Source organism: Verrucomicrobium sp. GAS474 (assembly GCF_900105685.1).
Taxonomy (GTDB): domain Bacteria; phylum Verrucomicrobiota; class Verrucomicrobiia; order Methylacidiphilales; family GAS474; genus GAS474.
Genome location: NZ_LT629781.1, coordinates 2575597 through 2588251, shown reverse-complemented (window position 1 = coordinate 2588251; position 12655 = coordinate 2575597). Strand labels below are relative to the sequence as shown.

Genomic DNA, 12655 nt, shown 5'->3' with positions numbered 1-12655 from the left:
CTTACTTGGTTTTGGCTAAACCGACAAAAGGTCTTTCCAGTCCGTTGTAAACGACTGGCTCCGGCGTCCACGCTTCATCGTCCACCCTTTCCGTCCGGCGTCCCCGAAGTGGACCCGGCGCCCGTTCCGGTTGAGCTGGTCCATCACGGCCATGAGCGTCTTTTGCTTTTCGCTCTTCTCGATGGGCACGCCGAAGAGGTCGCGCTGGATCAGGGAGGCGGGAGAGATCGAGGTGAGGTAAACCCCGGCCTTTCGATACTCGAAGCCTTCCCGGTAGATCGCATCGAGGAGCGGCATGGCGCGGCGGATCAGAGTGGCGGTGTCGTCGGTCGGCTCGTCGAGCTCGCCTTCGGCGGCGTTGGAATACTTCGGCTTGTCGCCGTGGCGGGCCGTCAGGATATGGACCTGCACCCGGCCGGCGACGGACGCCTGGCTCCTGAGCTTCTCGGCTGCGGTCGACAGGTAGTCGCGGACCGCTTGCCGGAGTTCGTCGATGTCGGTAACGGAGCGAGAGAAGGAACGGGAAGAGACGATGCCCTTCTTGTCTTGGGCCACTTCCTCAAGCGAAAGGCAGGAGACGCCCCGGAGCTCGTAGACGATACGCAGCAGGACCACGCCGAACTCGGCGCGAATCCAGCTCTGGTTCGCCTCGTGAAGCTGCCACGCCGTCTTGATGCCTCCGGCATTCAGCCGTTCCCCCCAACGGCCGCCGACGCCCCAGACGTCTTCCACGTCGAAGCGAGAGAGGAACTCTTCGGTGGGTGCGGCCTGAAAGTGGGTCCCACCGGTCCCGGCGTTCTTTTTGGCAAAGCGGTTGGAGAGCTTGGCTAGGACCTTTGTTGTGGCAATTCCCACACATACGGGAATGCCAGTCCACTGCTTCACGGTCGCCCGGATCTCGGTAGCGTGATCGCGGAGGCGGTCCGGGGCCAAGGTGAGGCGAAGAAACGCCTCGTCGATGGAGTAGACCTCGATCTCCCCCGAGAACAAGGCAAGGGTGCCCATGACCCGGCGCGACATGTCGCTGTAGAGCTCGTAGTTGCTGGAAAAGACCTCAACGCCGTTCTTCTCAAGGCGCTCCCTCTCCTTGAAGAACGGGGCGCCCATCTCGACGCCGAGGGCCTTCGCCTCGTTGGAACGGGCAATCACGCATCCGTCGTTGTTGCTGAGGACAACGACAGCCTTCCCGTTGAGCTTTGGGGAGAAGACCCGCTCACAGGAAGCGTAGAAATTATTGCAGTCGATGAGGGCGAACATACGCGTTGGTCAGTTCCTTGAGCGTGTAGGTGACGAGGCCCCACACCTCGATCTCACCGCTCGACGGCATTTCGCGGAGACGGATCTCTCCGTCCTCGACGGCGAGGATCACCTGCCCCGGCGACGGCGTGCGGGAGCGGTCGATGACGAGGAGATCGCCCAGTTCGATCCCGCGGCTGGGGAGAGCGTGCGTATGGGCGCGAACGAAGAAGGTGGCAAGCGGGTTCCGCGTGACGAGCTGCTGAATATTAAGCGGCTCTTCCCTGTAATCATCAGCCGGGGACGGGAACCCCGCAGGGATCTGGGCGACGAGGAACGGGAGTTCAAGGAGCCCAGGTATCATTATTCGCTTGTATAATAACACCAAGGAACTCGTCAAGTTCTATCCGAATTGCCTGAGTAGAATCGGCGGGCTACAAAGCTAATGAAAATGCGTCATCCCCAAGGTTTCATCGACTGGCTCCCTCAAAAGAATAAAGCTCCAAAAAAGGTAACTTTCTACCTACCGAGTAAGGAAGGTGCCGGAGCCGAAACGATGCCTCCGGAGCGACGTCAGTCGCTCATCGACGGGGTCATGCGATACCTCTTACTCGAACTCAAGGGCGCTACTCACGTACAGGGAACTGGATACTTCGTCGATGAAGCAACGATGCACGTTCACAAAGAAGATGTGACGCTCTGCTATTCCTTCTGCCAAGACCTCTCGACGGATCGCCTCAAGGAAATCAACGAAATGGCAAACGGTCTCGCTATCGAATTCAATCAGCTCTCGATAGCGGTCGAAGTTGATAACGTGATGTATCTGTTCCAGCCGACGCAGGTTTACCGCGACGTCTATGCCGCCCAGAAGAAGAAGGGCCGACATATCGGCTGGTTGAAACACTTCTCGGCTGGCGCACTCAAAGAAGCATAACACCCGCTGTCTAAGCGGCTGGTAGAGCGGCCCTGCCAGGGTAAAGCGGTCATCGCGCCGCCCGAACGGGCGGCGCGATCCGACACGTCTCACTTCTCGCTGAAGAAGGCGGAGGAGTAGATGACGATCCACCCTCCCCCGCCCTTGTCGAGAGCCTTGAAGACGAGTTGCCCCTGGTGGGTCGCCTTGACGGTCCCGGCATCCCGGTCCTCCGTCACCAGGACGCCCGCGGCGCGGGCCTCGGCCATTTTCGTTTCAACGTCCAACCGCTTCCCCAAACGGGCGAACGTGTAGGGATTGGGTGCCACGCTCATCGGGCACTCCCATTGAAAAAGCCCTGGGCGACGAGGTTCCGGTCCCACTGGACAGCAAAGCGCCGCCACTCCGCGATCAGCTGCGGACGCATCATCTGCCGCCCCTCCTCCTCGAAATACCCCTGCGTCTCCAGCCCGAGATAATCGTTCCTGAAATAGCAGGGATGGAGCTTGGAGAGCTTCCCCTCCCGGTCGAACTCGGCGGCGAAGACGATCTCCGGGTCCCGCATCGCGTCACCGTTTTGCGTCCCATAGTGAGCCACCGACAGCAAAAGCTCCGTAGGGTGGTAATAACTATTGAAACCGATGTTCTCGACAACGAGCGGATTAAAGCCGTCGACGACAAGGCGCATGGAAACTTCCATTAGGCGAACGTCGCCGCGGCGATTAACGAAGCGAATCAGATTTTTCATGGGGGCTAGGAGTTGGTTTTGGAAAGGCGGGTTATGAGGCGTTTTGCTCCGGCAAGGGTCTTGGGCTCGTAGGGCAGGAACTTGAAACGGGGACTTTGGATCTCGATGACCTCGCTTCCCCCGCCCTTTCGGGCAGGGTGGCTGAGGTGGATGAAGAAGCCGCGATAGACGAGGGTTTGGAACATGGGGCGCTCCTTACTTCTGGTCCCGGCCGCCGCGGACGTTTTCAAGCTCGACGGCAATGTCCTGAAAGACGCAGTCCAGCGCGATAGACTGACCGGTGCAGCACCGGCCCCAGACGCTGAGCCCGTAAAGCTCGCCGACGACTTCGCCCTTCTCCGCCAGCCGCTGCTTCAACCAACGAGAGACAACCCAATGCTCGTAGACCTCGTTTTCGACGAGTTCGAGGCGGAGCTCGTCACACACCTTTTCGGCGTCGTCCGGATTCTCTCGGCAATGGTCGACGACGTAGCGCCGCGCCTCGAGGCGGCGGATGTCATCAGCGTCCCGGCCCTTGTCCTCGTCGCGGGCCTCGGCAATGCGTTCGGCACCGAGGATCGCGGTATCAACGAAGAAGCCGGATGCCTCGCGGTTGAGGAGTTCCAGCGCGTCTTCCCAGTCTTCCAGCTCCCCCGCTTCCTCGACCGTCGCAACATAATCCGGTTGCGGCATGGAGAGCGAGAGGGCCTCGTCGTAGTGTTCCCCTTCGGGCAGCTTGGCAAGGTCGGCAATGAGGCTGGAGACGTTCCCGTGAACGTCGGAGGCGACGAGGTCCCGGGCAAGGCGTTGTTTTTCGATCTGGCAATATTCAGCGTTCGGCGTGTCGGTCATGTTTTCTTTCCGAAGTGCGGCCCGCTCTTTTCTTCAATTCGGCCCCTCCCGGGGCTCAGCTCTTCAGCGAGCATTGAAGTTGGCGGGCACGCCCTTCGTCAGAAGGAGGGCGTGCTCGAACAACCCCTCCCTTTACGGCGCAAGCCGTCTGGATAGAAGGCGAAGCGAGGGCTTCCCTCGATTCGCGGGGGCGACCGGGGCTGTAGCGTGGAGGGAGTGGGAGTCAAGGTGGAGGCCGCGCAGCGGCACTACCTTGACGCCCGCGACTGAACGCTAGGGGGGCGGGGGTTCTTCGCGCCGCGATCAGGTGGACGGCGCAATCCTCTGGACGGCGATGGCCTTCGTCAGTTAAAGACCACAAAGGAGCACTCTATGGATACCGACAGCGTAATTATTTCCTGCATCGCCGGTGCGGTTGGACTGTTTTTCTTCATTTGCTACGCGCTTCGGTACCTTTTCCCGGGCGAAGCCGCCTTTATCGCACGAACGAGCTTCAGCTGGTGGTGGAAGATGCGGAACGATCCCGGCATTAGGTGGATCGTCTACACCGGAGATCAATGGGAGTACGATCGCCGCGCGCGAGCTAAAGCTGCGAGAGCCCTGACGCGCTACGAGAGGAAGCTAACCGACCGCCTGACCTTGATGAAGGCCCAGATCGAGACCGCGACCGATTACCAGAAGGAGTTTTTCGAGCCTCGGATTATTTCAACCGAGCGCCACCTCCAAATCACTAAAACCGCTCTCAGCGATATGAACCGAAATTACGATGAGAAGCTGACGTCCGAGTATGTGGAACAACGGAACCTTCAGCAGATCGAGACGCTGAAGCGGCAGCTCCAGTTCGAGAAGACCAGAGCTGACGAGTTGCAAGAAGCAAAGCGGGACAGGGAAAAAGCCGAATCGGAGCGGACGACGAAGAAGTGGTCCGTCCTCTTCGCGGCAATCAAGGCCCATGATGAGGCAGGACACCAGAGTCCCCTCCCTTGCCCTATCTGCACGCCCGGTCAATTGAGCTATGCCTACGGCGAAAATCGCGAAGGCAAACGGATGATTAAATACTTCGGCTGCACCTCTCACTGCGGCGAAGCGCGGTTTAGTTAATCCTTTCCGTAGTACGCTCAAAGTCCTTGTCGTTTTAATTGGTGGGGCTACTTCTTGCCGTAATGAAGAAAACCGGTGCCCTCATTATTGTTCTGCTTTTGATCGCCGCCGTCTGGGCCGGGAAGACGTTCTTCATGATTGCCACGAGCGAACAGGTTAGCCGATCGTCCGCCATCGAGCTTCGATTGGAACGGCTTTATCGTGGGGCGGCTCTCATCGCCGAGGTTCCGGCCAAGAGCAGCAATCCCCAAGATCTCCAGACTCAGGCGACAGAGGCCGTTCAATACCTCGAGAGCTGTAAAGCCGCCGTCGCCCGAGCAGGTAAGGATCTGGTGGACAGCGAAAAGTGCCCCGACGTCCACATGGAGAGGAATATCCTGCTCCTCGAATACCAATACGCCGCGTTGATGGGGAAATATGACGCCTCGATCTCTTTCTGGGAAAGCCTTGCCAACAATCCGGGCTTGGCCGACGGCCAGCGGGGTACCATCGCAAAACAGATCTCGACGAACGAAACAGAACTGCACGATCTTTGGCTCTCGATTCTCAAAACCAACCTCGGCATCTATAGTCTGCTTCTCGACACCGAGCGGATGACGAAGGCGAAGAACGACTTCTCCTCCATCCAACTCACAAAAGCCGACGTCGACAAGTTGAAGACGTGCCTTGTCCAGAGCTTCGGTCCTTCAGTTAAAACCACGGAGCTCACAAATGGTCAAAACGACGCTGCTCTCAGCATGGGCAAGATGGCGTATTCCTTCGTCAATCAAGGATGGCCGACCGTCGATACCAGTCCCGACCATGCGCGCCTGATCCAGTGGTGGGCGCGGTTCCAAGCCAAGTTCGACAAGAAAACCTAAAACCAAATTACCATGCGCTCTCTCCTCAGCCTCTCCGTCGCCGACCTTCGCCTCGCTATCCGGTTGAAGCGGGAACATGAGCGAATCTCCGCGCAGATCGCCAAGATCAACCGCCGCCTCGAGGCCCTCGGCACCGACGTCGGCGACAGGCTCACTTCCCCCGGCAAGGCGCGGAAACCTCGCAAGAAGCTCTCTCCTGAAGTGAAGGCGAAGATGGCTGCGGCGCAGAAAGCGCGTTGGGCAGCCAAGAAAGCAAAGGCTTAGGCCATGCGCCCGACTCCCACGCAGGTCCTGCCCCAGATCGTCGTCATCGTTTTGCTGGTGTTGGCCCTGTTCGGCCACTTCCATTACGGCTTCTACATGTTCCTACGGCTGGTGGTGTTTGGGGTCTTCGTTTTTCTGGCGTTGAAAGCGTCGAAGCTGGAAAAGCAGAACTGGGTGTGGATCTGCGGGATCACGGCTATCGTCTACAACCCCTTCATGCCTCTGCACCTGAACCGAGGGTTGTGGTCGATCATTAACCTCGCCACCATCGCCGTCGCGTTCGGCTCGATGAGCCTAATTCGGCAAGTGCCGAAGGAATAGATGCTCGGGGGCCTATGAGCCCATCATCTGGTCCCACGAGAGATTCAGGGCGCAACGGATGCTGTCGACGACCGCAATGGTCGGAACGTAGTGGCCACCCTCGAGACGTTTAACATAATCGGTGGAGATGTCGGCCAGCTCCGCAAGCGTCTCCTGTGTAAGACCCGCTTCGGCCCGGACCTTCTTCAGGCGACGACCGAACTCAGCCCCGTAGTCGGGGGCTTTTGGACGCCGGACCACCTTGCGTTTGGCGGGACGACGTTTTTGCTCGGATTTAGACACGAAGCAGATTTTGGAGAAATCCACCCACGACAACAGGGAGCATACTCCACCTAATTCACTTGCGTCGCCGTGCTCTTTTCTGTACCAGAAAGAGCTATGTCTCAATTAAACCGGGGGGTTGGATGTTTTATTTAATCCTTGCCGCCCTCGCCGCGGGCCTCGGCTGGTGGGCCAAATCCAAGTACGATCGCCTTGCAGAGATTAACCTCGTCTGCGAGGCGGCCTATGGGCATAGGCCTGCAACGATCTGGCGCGTCGCCAAGATCGTCCTCTCGTTCGTCATTATGCCGGTCGGAATCGCCATCTTTCTCTTTGGCTTTGCCTGCGGGTTTTATGCCCTATTGGTGGTTCCCGGAGGGGCACTTATCACATGGTTATCGTGGCGGATGGTCAAAGCGGTGATCCGCGACGTTATCGCTGAATGCAGCCCTGAGCTCGGAGCCATCATCCTCCCTCTCATGTTTTGGTTGGGGGTCCTTTCCGTCGCGGCGGTCCTGATCGTTCTCTATCGCGCTGCGAAGCAGGACGAAGAAAAGAAGCGTCGGTCGGATGAAATTTCCAACCTCCAAAGGTCGATTAACCGCGTAGAAAACGAGCTGAACTATGGTTGATTTTTTGATGGGCACGATGCCCTTCGGTGCTGTTTTCGTCGGCATCCTCTTCTTCCTTCACTTGCGTAAGGTGACGAAGGTCGCTGTACCCGGCGAGTGTAAGGGTGTCCGCTACCTGGAAGCCTATGATCGTCTGAAAAAAGAAGAGCAGTTGCGCCCTGCTCGCCACGCGATGGCGGTCGCGGAAGGCCGTGACCCGGAAAACGAGCCGCCTCCCCTTCCCCAAAGCGCCAACTGGTTTTACGAGGCCGACGGGAAGAAGGTCGGCCCAGTCGACCTTTCGCAGATCGAGGCCCTCGCCAACTCAGGGAAGCTCCCGAGGACGGCGCTCGTCTGGACGAAGGGGATGGCCGGGTGGCAGCCCCTGGCTTCGCTACGCTAGCCGACAACAATTTGGGGGGACTGGAGGGAGGGGGCCGTCCCCCTCCCTCTTTTCATTTCAGGCGTTCGCCAGATCGAGCGGCTTACCGTCCTTGAACAGCGGGAGGTCGAACTTCATCGCAAGGCTCTTGGCGATCTCTAGTGCCTTTTTCTCCGCCCTTCCGTATCCCCACTTGCCGGCCGGGTAGTCAAAGGTGACATCTGACGACCGGGAGAAGGTTCCGAGATAGCCTTTGTGGTTCGTTTTACGGTGGTAGCGTTCGGGGTCGATGGCGGCGACGCGGATCTCGCCGCGGGTGCGCGCCCACTCCCATCCGCCCTTCGCGAGGGAGATGTGCTGAATTTCGATGGCTTTGGTTCCGACCGGCAGTTTCGTTTTCATAATGCTTAAAGATCTTGGTTCAGGTGTTTCGCCCCTTCCTGCGGCGGCCACGCCAAAAGGAAGGGGTGAAACGCAGCCGGCGCTCTAGCCCCGTTCGTCGAAGACGAACTCGACGGTCTTCGTCTCGGGATTGAAGCGGCAAGGGGCGGAGAACGGCTTACCGGCGCGGCTGATGAAGCCTTCCAGCTCGACCGGTCTTTCCGAGGCGAGGATGGTTCTATAGTCCTCTTCGGTCATGGCGCGGCCAGCCTTCTCCTTCCAGAAGCGGACGCCCGGGTGGCTCGGGAAGGTGAAGTAGTCGGGCTTGGCCGAATCGAACGGCTCCGGAGTGGGTGAGTCCTCAAACTGAATCATGGGTTGTTCCTTTCTGTTTTGGTGGGGTCGTTGAAGTCGTACTTGATGACCCCCTTCTGGATGAGGAGGAAGCGGTTCCACGGCCGCTGTGCCGCCGCCATTTTGAACTTGTCGAGGGCGCCGTCGTAGATATAGCCGCCCTTCACCTCGTGAAACTCGGTGCGGCCGTCCGGCATCGTCACCTCGAAGTCCGGGGTGTAGGTGGTGTTGTAGGCGAGGCGCAGCTTGGTGCTCTCGAATCCGTAGGCGAGGATCTCGCCCTTGTTCTTCCTCGCCTCAAGGATTCGCTCATAGGCGCGCTCCTCCTTCGTCATTTTCCTGTCGGTGCCCGCACCCCCTCCCCCGCCTCTCGGGACCTTTTGGATGGGCGTAGCGGAGGCGGGAGCGGTTGGCGCGGGTGTGGGAGCAACCGCCCCAAGACGGCGCGCCAGCTCAGGATTACGGGACATCAACGCGCTGTTGCCGAGGAGGCCGGCTGCCGAGAAGCCTTTCACGTCAGGAGCAGGTAGGTAATCAGGCCCGCCGCGAGCGCGGTCGAGATGCCAAGGGAGGCCCAGTCGAGGGGGTTGTCAGTCGTTTTCATTGGTTTAGGTGTCGAGGCCTACCACCATCCCCCGACGAGTTTCGCAGGGTTCTGAGCGTCATCCTCGAAGCCCCGCGCGCCGTGTGGCTGGAATGGAGGCAGGGCGATAGGGACGGAGGCAGTCGGCGTTTCCGCCATCCGCATCTTCGGCATCTCGGCTTCAGTGGCGGGACTGACGGCGCCGTGGGAGATCTTGTAATTGCCTTGCCCGACCACGATCTCATCGGCGTCCGGGTTCCTGACGACGAAGCGGTGTTCAGGAGTACCGACGACGCTCGGCGTCTGAGCTTTTGCCACGGCGCGGCCGGAAGGGGTCCAGTGGGTCCCAACCAGCGTTCCCTTAGCTGGACGGAAGTCGTTGTAGATCACCTTCACGGTGTTGCCATTAACCGAGGCGATCTCCTGGGAGCCCGGACGATTGGCATAGATGACCTCATAGCCCACGTCGGTCCGGTCTAGCCGAAGGGGAATGCCTTCTTGCTGGAAGGGGATGCGCGGCACCTCAATGGTAGCTGTTGAGAGGATGGCCGGAGCGACAGGCGGAGGCGTCGGGAGCGGGGCGCTCAGCGTCAGCGTGCCGTCCAAGGAGTAGACGAGGTAGTTCCCAATGACCGTCCCCGATGCGATGTTGCTGGTAATTCCATACGTTCCAATCGGCGAGGAAGCGGTGGCCGTCGTAGTCAGGCCGCCAATGCCGAGGGCCGCGAGGGTGTCACCCGCAGTCAGACCGGTACTGGTTATCGAAACGCCGGAGAGGTCGGGAACCGTACCATAGGTGCTGCTCGAGTCGCCGACCTGGACGGTTAGGAGCTGAGACCCATTCGGAAGGATCGCCGCATAGTCCGTGGCGTTGAGATAAATCGCGGATTCCCCCCCGACAGCCATCGTCGGCGCAGTGAACGCCGAAACACCGTTCGACGAGTTGGCGAGGTCGATCTCTCCCCCGGAAGAGAGACGGACGTTTGTCCCGGCATTGATGACGAGCCGGTTCGTGCCCGAAAAGCCCGACCCGCTCGAAACACTAACGGCGCCGCTGCTCGACGTCACTGACGTCCACCGGGAGATATTGGAGTTCCAGACAAAGCCGGAGCCGGAGGAAATCGAAACACCACTGTCGCCTGACACGCCCGTCCAGACACCCATGCTGATCGTTCCGCCCGCGGTGATGTCCATGAGCCCGCCCGACGAGATGCTTGCAGGAAAAGCGCTGCCATTGGCGGTGAGCGTAACATCCCCCGCGATATTGACCGTGGCGTTACCACCGGCGCCAACATTGCCGCTTCGAACCATGAGCTGCTGCGCGTTCAGCAGCAGATCTCCGGCCGCTGAAATGCCTGAGACCAAACTGCCCGAACTGGTGATCGAAAGCGTTCCGTTGGCGACGTTGACGATTACCTGACCCAGCGGGTCGTTATTCGCGATATGGGTCGCCCGAGAGGAAGACGCGACGTCCAGTCCGTTCGGGCTGGAGATCGAAAGATTCGAGATCCAACCATAGGGAGCCCCGTCCTCGACTATAAGACTGCTTCCCGCAATGGTCAGACGATCCCCAGCCTGAATCGTCACTGAGCCGGTGACGTCAACGATCTTGTTCAGGTTGATGACCACATCTCCCCCGGCGACCACGTTAAGAACGTCATGGGCGGCACTCGAGGCGACGGACGTCACGTTTCCGGCGATGGTCACGTTTGTCCCGGCATTGAGGTAAACACTGCCCGGCGAGGTAGTGACGTTTGAGACTCGAATAGAGCCCAGGGCAGACACTGAAAGATCCCCGTCACCGATGACGTCGTGGTTGAGGGTGACGTCGGCGTTGGTGGTCGAGATGCTCGCCTTGCCGGTGTAGTCGATCTCCCCATCGATCTCGACCGGCCCGCCTGCCGCAATGGAAATGGCCGTGCCTCCCGAGGACGACGCAGTGGCGCTGACGCCTTGAAAAAGCACCGGCCCGGTGGATGTGACCGATAGAGCACCAGAAGTAGTGGTGATCTGCCCATCGACCTCAACGGAGGCACCAGACAGGTTTAGGGCGGAGACGTAGAGATCCGAATCGCTGAATACCGACGTTCCGCTGAGCCTCACGGTCCCGGAGGAGTTGATCGTCGAACCGGTGATGGTAACCGCGTCGCCTGCGATTGCTGCGAGGCTGTAATCCCCTTCCAAATCCGAGCCCTGGATCGTGATCCCACCGGTTTGGGCCGTCAGGTTAAGTGTATGGCCGCCAGTGAGTGAAGCTGTTGCTCCGTCGACAAGAATCGAGCCGGATGCCGTTACGTCTACGTCGTTGTCGGCCATCGCCGCCATGAGTGAGCCGGTGGAGATATAGGAGGTGTCGGAGGCCGTCGAGAAGTCGTAGCTGGTCGAATCCGCGTAGGAGACGGAGTCCGAGTAGGCGTCGCCAATGACGACGTCGCTCGGATCGAGGAGCCACGTTCCGCCTCCCGTAGCAACAGAGCCCTGGGCGACGAGGGTATGGCCGCTCGTCTCGACCCAGCCACCGAGACCAGCCCCCGCACCCTTGGCCGAGATCGAACCGTAGAAGCGGGTCGTTCCGTCGCTCCAGACGGCGACGGTGCCACCATTGCCTCTCACCGTGGCGTCGGCATTGATGATGGAGCCGGAACCGATGAAGGTGCTTTGGGAGTTCAGGACGTGAGGGTCCGCACCGTGGGCGCCGCCGCCGATCATGACGGTTCCACCGCCCGAGGGGCCGGAAACGTAGATCGAGCCGCCGTCGTAGAGGGCAACGTAGTTGCCCTGCATCGTCACCTTGCCGCCCTTGCCGGACGAGGCGCTAGCGTCGAGGATGCCGGAGTTGAGTGCTGTGCCTCCGCTCGCCAAGATCTTGCCGCCGCTGCCGTCTACCTTCTTGGCGATGATTGAGCCGGAGTTGGAGATCGTGGAATCGGGCGAGAGAAGATAGACATGCCCGCCGCGGCGGACGACGCCAGTGGCCTTGATCGTGCCCGTGTTGTTGATCGCGAGGGCGTATTCGTTGCCCCCCGCCGCCTGGAGGCGCGCGGAGACGGCGTCGATGGTCCCGGAGTTGATGATCTGGCCCTTCCCGGTCGCGCGGATGTATGCTCCGTCATTCTGGGTCGTGGTCAGGTAGACGTCGGTCCCGCCGCCGAGGACGACGTTCCCGCCCTTGCCGCTGGCGGTAGCAGTCGCCGAGATCGTCCCGGCATTCGTCACCCGTTCAGCCATTAGGACCACGTTGCCTCCGAGGGCTTTGATCGTTCCGTAGTTGGTGATCCCGGCGCCGCCGTTGCCGGTGAAGTGCATCGTCCCGCTGCCATTGTTGGCGAGGAAGTCCGCGTTGCTGACGTCGAGCGTGCTGGCGAGGAAGCCCGCTGTGTTGATGATGCCGGTGCTGCCGATCATTACGCCGTTGGGATTGATGAGGAACACCTTCCCGTTGGAGCTCAGCGTTCCGTAGATCTCGGATAGGTTGCTGCCTACGACACGGTTCAGAACAGAGCTGGCACTGGACGGCTGGAGGAAGTTGGTCGTCTCCCCTGCCCCGATGGAGAAGCTCCCCCAGTTGATGATCGCTCCGTTGCTGTTGACGATGTTGAGGGTGTTCCCATTGCTACTGATGGATGCCGTCCCCGAGACGACGTCGGCGCCTGTCGGGTTCGCGGCTGCCGTCGCGACGAACAGACACCACGCGAAGGCGGTGAGGAACAAGAGGAGGACCGCAGTGCAGAGCTCCTCGGCGAATTCGATGCAATCGAAGCGACCGAGGGCGGACCGGACAGACGTGAGGATGGAGATCATAATGATGA

General features: G+C 60.0%; 18 protein-coding genes. 7 read left to right on the top strand and 11 right to left on the bottom strand.

The features are described from left to right. Positions 1–15: 15 nt before the first annotated feature. Positions 16–1257: a Y-family DNA polymerase gene (locus tag BLU04_RS10775; RefSeq protein WP_093285725.1), complete on the bottom strand. Its 1242-nt coding sequence runs from the start codon at positions 1255–1257 to the stop codon at positions 16–18. Continuing rightward, a complete protein-coding gene (locus BLU04_RS10770; RefSeq protein ID WP_093285722.1) occupies positions 1232–1600 on the bottom strand; it encodes a S24 family peptidase in 369 nt (122 codons plus the stop codon). Before BLU04_RS10770 ends, BLU04_RS10775 begins: the two co-directional genes overlap by 26 nt. An 81-nt stretch (positions 1601–1681) precedes the next feature. Here BLU04_RS10770 and BLU04_RS10765 point away from each other — a divergent pair, with 81 nt between their 5' ends. After that, positions 1682–2170 (top strand): hypothetical protein, encoded by a 489-nt coding sequence (locus tag BLU04_RS10765; RefSeq protein ID WP_157895287.1) that lies wholly within the window; start codon positions 1682–1684, stop codon positions 2168–2170. Positions 2171–2259: 89 nt separating this feature from the next. On the opposite strand, the gene BLU04_RS16520 is transcribed toward BLU04_RS10765, so the two are convergent. The 4 genes from BLU04_RS16520 to BLU04_RS10750 are packed head-to-tail and all read right to left on the bottom strand — an operon-like array spanning position 2260 to position 3728. Further along, a complete protein-coding gene (locus tag BLU04_RS16520) occupies positions 2260–2484 on the bottom strand; it encodes a hypothetical protein (RefSeq protein WP_157895286.1) in 225 nt (74 codons plus the stop codon). Then, complete coding sequence (locus tag BLU04_RS10760) at positions 2481–2897, bottom strand: hypothetical protein (RefSeq protein WP_093285717.1); 417 nt, start codon at positions 2895–2897, stop codon at positions 2481–2483. The genes BLU04_RS16520 and BLU04_RS10760 overlap by 4 nt, the downstream gene beginning before the upstream one ends. A gap of 5 nt (positions 2898–2902) precedes the next feature. Then, on the bottom strand, positions 2903–3082 hold the full coding sequence (locus tag BLU04_RS10755; RefSeq protein ID WP_093285716.1) for a hypothetical protein: 180 nt from the start codon (positions 3080–3082) through the stop codon (positions 2903–2905). A gap of 10 nt (positions 3083–3092) precedes the next feature. Continuing rightward, positions 3093–3728, bottom strand: a complete 636-nt coding sequence (locus tag BLU04_RS10750; RefSeq protein WP_093285713.1) for a hypothetical protein — start codon at positions 3726–3728, stop codon at positions 3093–3095. Positions 3729–4100: 372 nt separating this feature from the next. On the opposite strand from BLU04_RS10750, the gene BLU04_RS10745 reads away from it, so the two are divergent. The 4 genes from BLU04_RS10745 to BLU04_RS10730 all read left to right on the top strand — a co-directional run bounded on the left by BLU04_RS10745 (position 4101) and on the right by BLU04_RS10730 (position 6274). Beyond that, the gene (locus BLU04_RS10745) at positions 4101–4829 is read left to right on the top strand and encodes a hypothetical protein (RefSeq protein WP_093285710.1); all 729 of its coding nucleotides are present in this window, start codon (positions 4101–4103) and stop codon (positions 4827–4829) included. A 62-nt stretch (positions 4830–4891) separates the two neighbouring features. Continuing rightward, entirely contained in the window at positions 4892–5689 is a 798-nt protein-coding gene (locus tag BLU04_RS10740) for a hypothetical protein (RefSeq protein WP_093285707.1), read from the top strand. A gap of 12 nt (positions 5690–5701) precedes the next feature. Beyond that, positions 5702–5953: a hypothetical protein gene (locus BLU04_RS10735; RefSeq protein ID WP_093285705.1), complete on the top strand. Its 252-nt coding sequence runs from the start codon at positions 5702–5704 to the stop codon at positions 5951–5953. A 3-nt stretch (positions 5954–5956) separates the two neighbouring features. Further along, on the top strand, positions 5957–6274 hold the full coding sequence (locus BLU04_RS10730) for a DUF6804 family protein (protein ID WP_093285703.1): 318 nt from the start codon (positions 5957–5959) through the stop codon (positions 6272–6274). Between the two features lie 12 nt (positions 6275–6286). Here the strand turns inward: BLU04_RS10730 and BLU04_RS10725 are convergent, their stop codons facing one another. Further along, on the bottom strand, positions 6287–6580 hold the full coding sequence (locus BLU04_RS10725) for a helix-turn-helix transcriptional regulator (RefSeq protein ID WP_197672939.1): 294 nt from the start codon (positions 6578–6580) through the stop codon (positions 6287–6289). A 98-nt stretch (positions 6581–6678) separates the two neighbouring features. On the opposite strand from BLU04_RS10725, the gene BLU04_RS10720 reads away from it, so the two are divergent. Further along, the gene (locus BLU04_RS10720) at positions 6679–7167 is read left to right on the top strand and encodes a hypothetical protein (protein ID WP_093285698.1); all 489 of its coding nucleotides are present in this window, start codon (positions 6679–6681) and stop codon (positions 7165–7167) included. Further along, on the top strand, positions 7160–7549 hold the full coding sequence (locus tag BLU04_RS10715) for a DUF4339 domain-containing protein (RefSeq protein WP_093285695.1): 390 nt from the start codon (positions 7160–7162) through the stop codon (positions 7547–7549). The genes BLU04_RS10720 and BLU04_RS10715 overlap by 8 nt, the downstream gene beginning before the upstream one ends. Positions 7550–7606: 57 nt before the next feature. Here BLU04_RS10715 and BLU04_RS10710 read toward each other — a convergent pair whose 3' ends face one another. From BLU04_RS10710 to BLU04_RS10695, 4 genes are all read right to left on the bottom strand, one after another. Next, positions 7607–7930 (bottom strand): hypothetical protein, encoded by a 324-nt coding sequence (locus BLU04_RS10710; protein ID WP_093285693.1) that lies wholly within the window; start codon positions 7928–7930, stop codon positions 7607–7609. Between the two features lie 84 nt (positions 7931–8014). Further along, positions 8015–8284, bottom strand: coding sequence for a topoisomerase C-terminal repeat-containing protein (locus BLU04_RS10705; protein ID WP_093285690.1), 270 nt, complete (start codon positions 8282–8284; stop codon positions 8015–8017). Beyond that, positions 8281–8598, bottom strand: coding sequence for a hypothetical protein (locus tag BLU04_RS10700; protein ID WP_197672938.1), 318 nt, complete (start codon positions 8596–8598; stop codon positions 8281–8283). The genes BLU04_RS10705 and BLU04_RS10700 overlap by 4 nt, the downstream gene beginning before the upstream one ends. 287 nt (positions 8599–8885) lie before the next feature. Further along, positions 8886–12647: a filamentous hemagglutinin N-terminal domain-containing protein gene (locus tag BLU04_RS10695; RefSeq protein ID WP_093285688.1), complete on the bottom strand. Its 3762-nt coding sequence runs from the start codon at positions 12645–12647 to the stop codon at positions 8886–8888. Between the last annotated feature and the right edge of the window lie 8 nt (positions 12648–12655).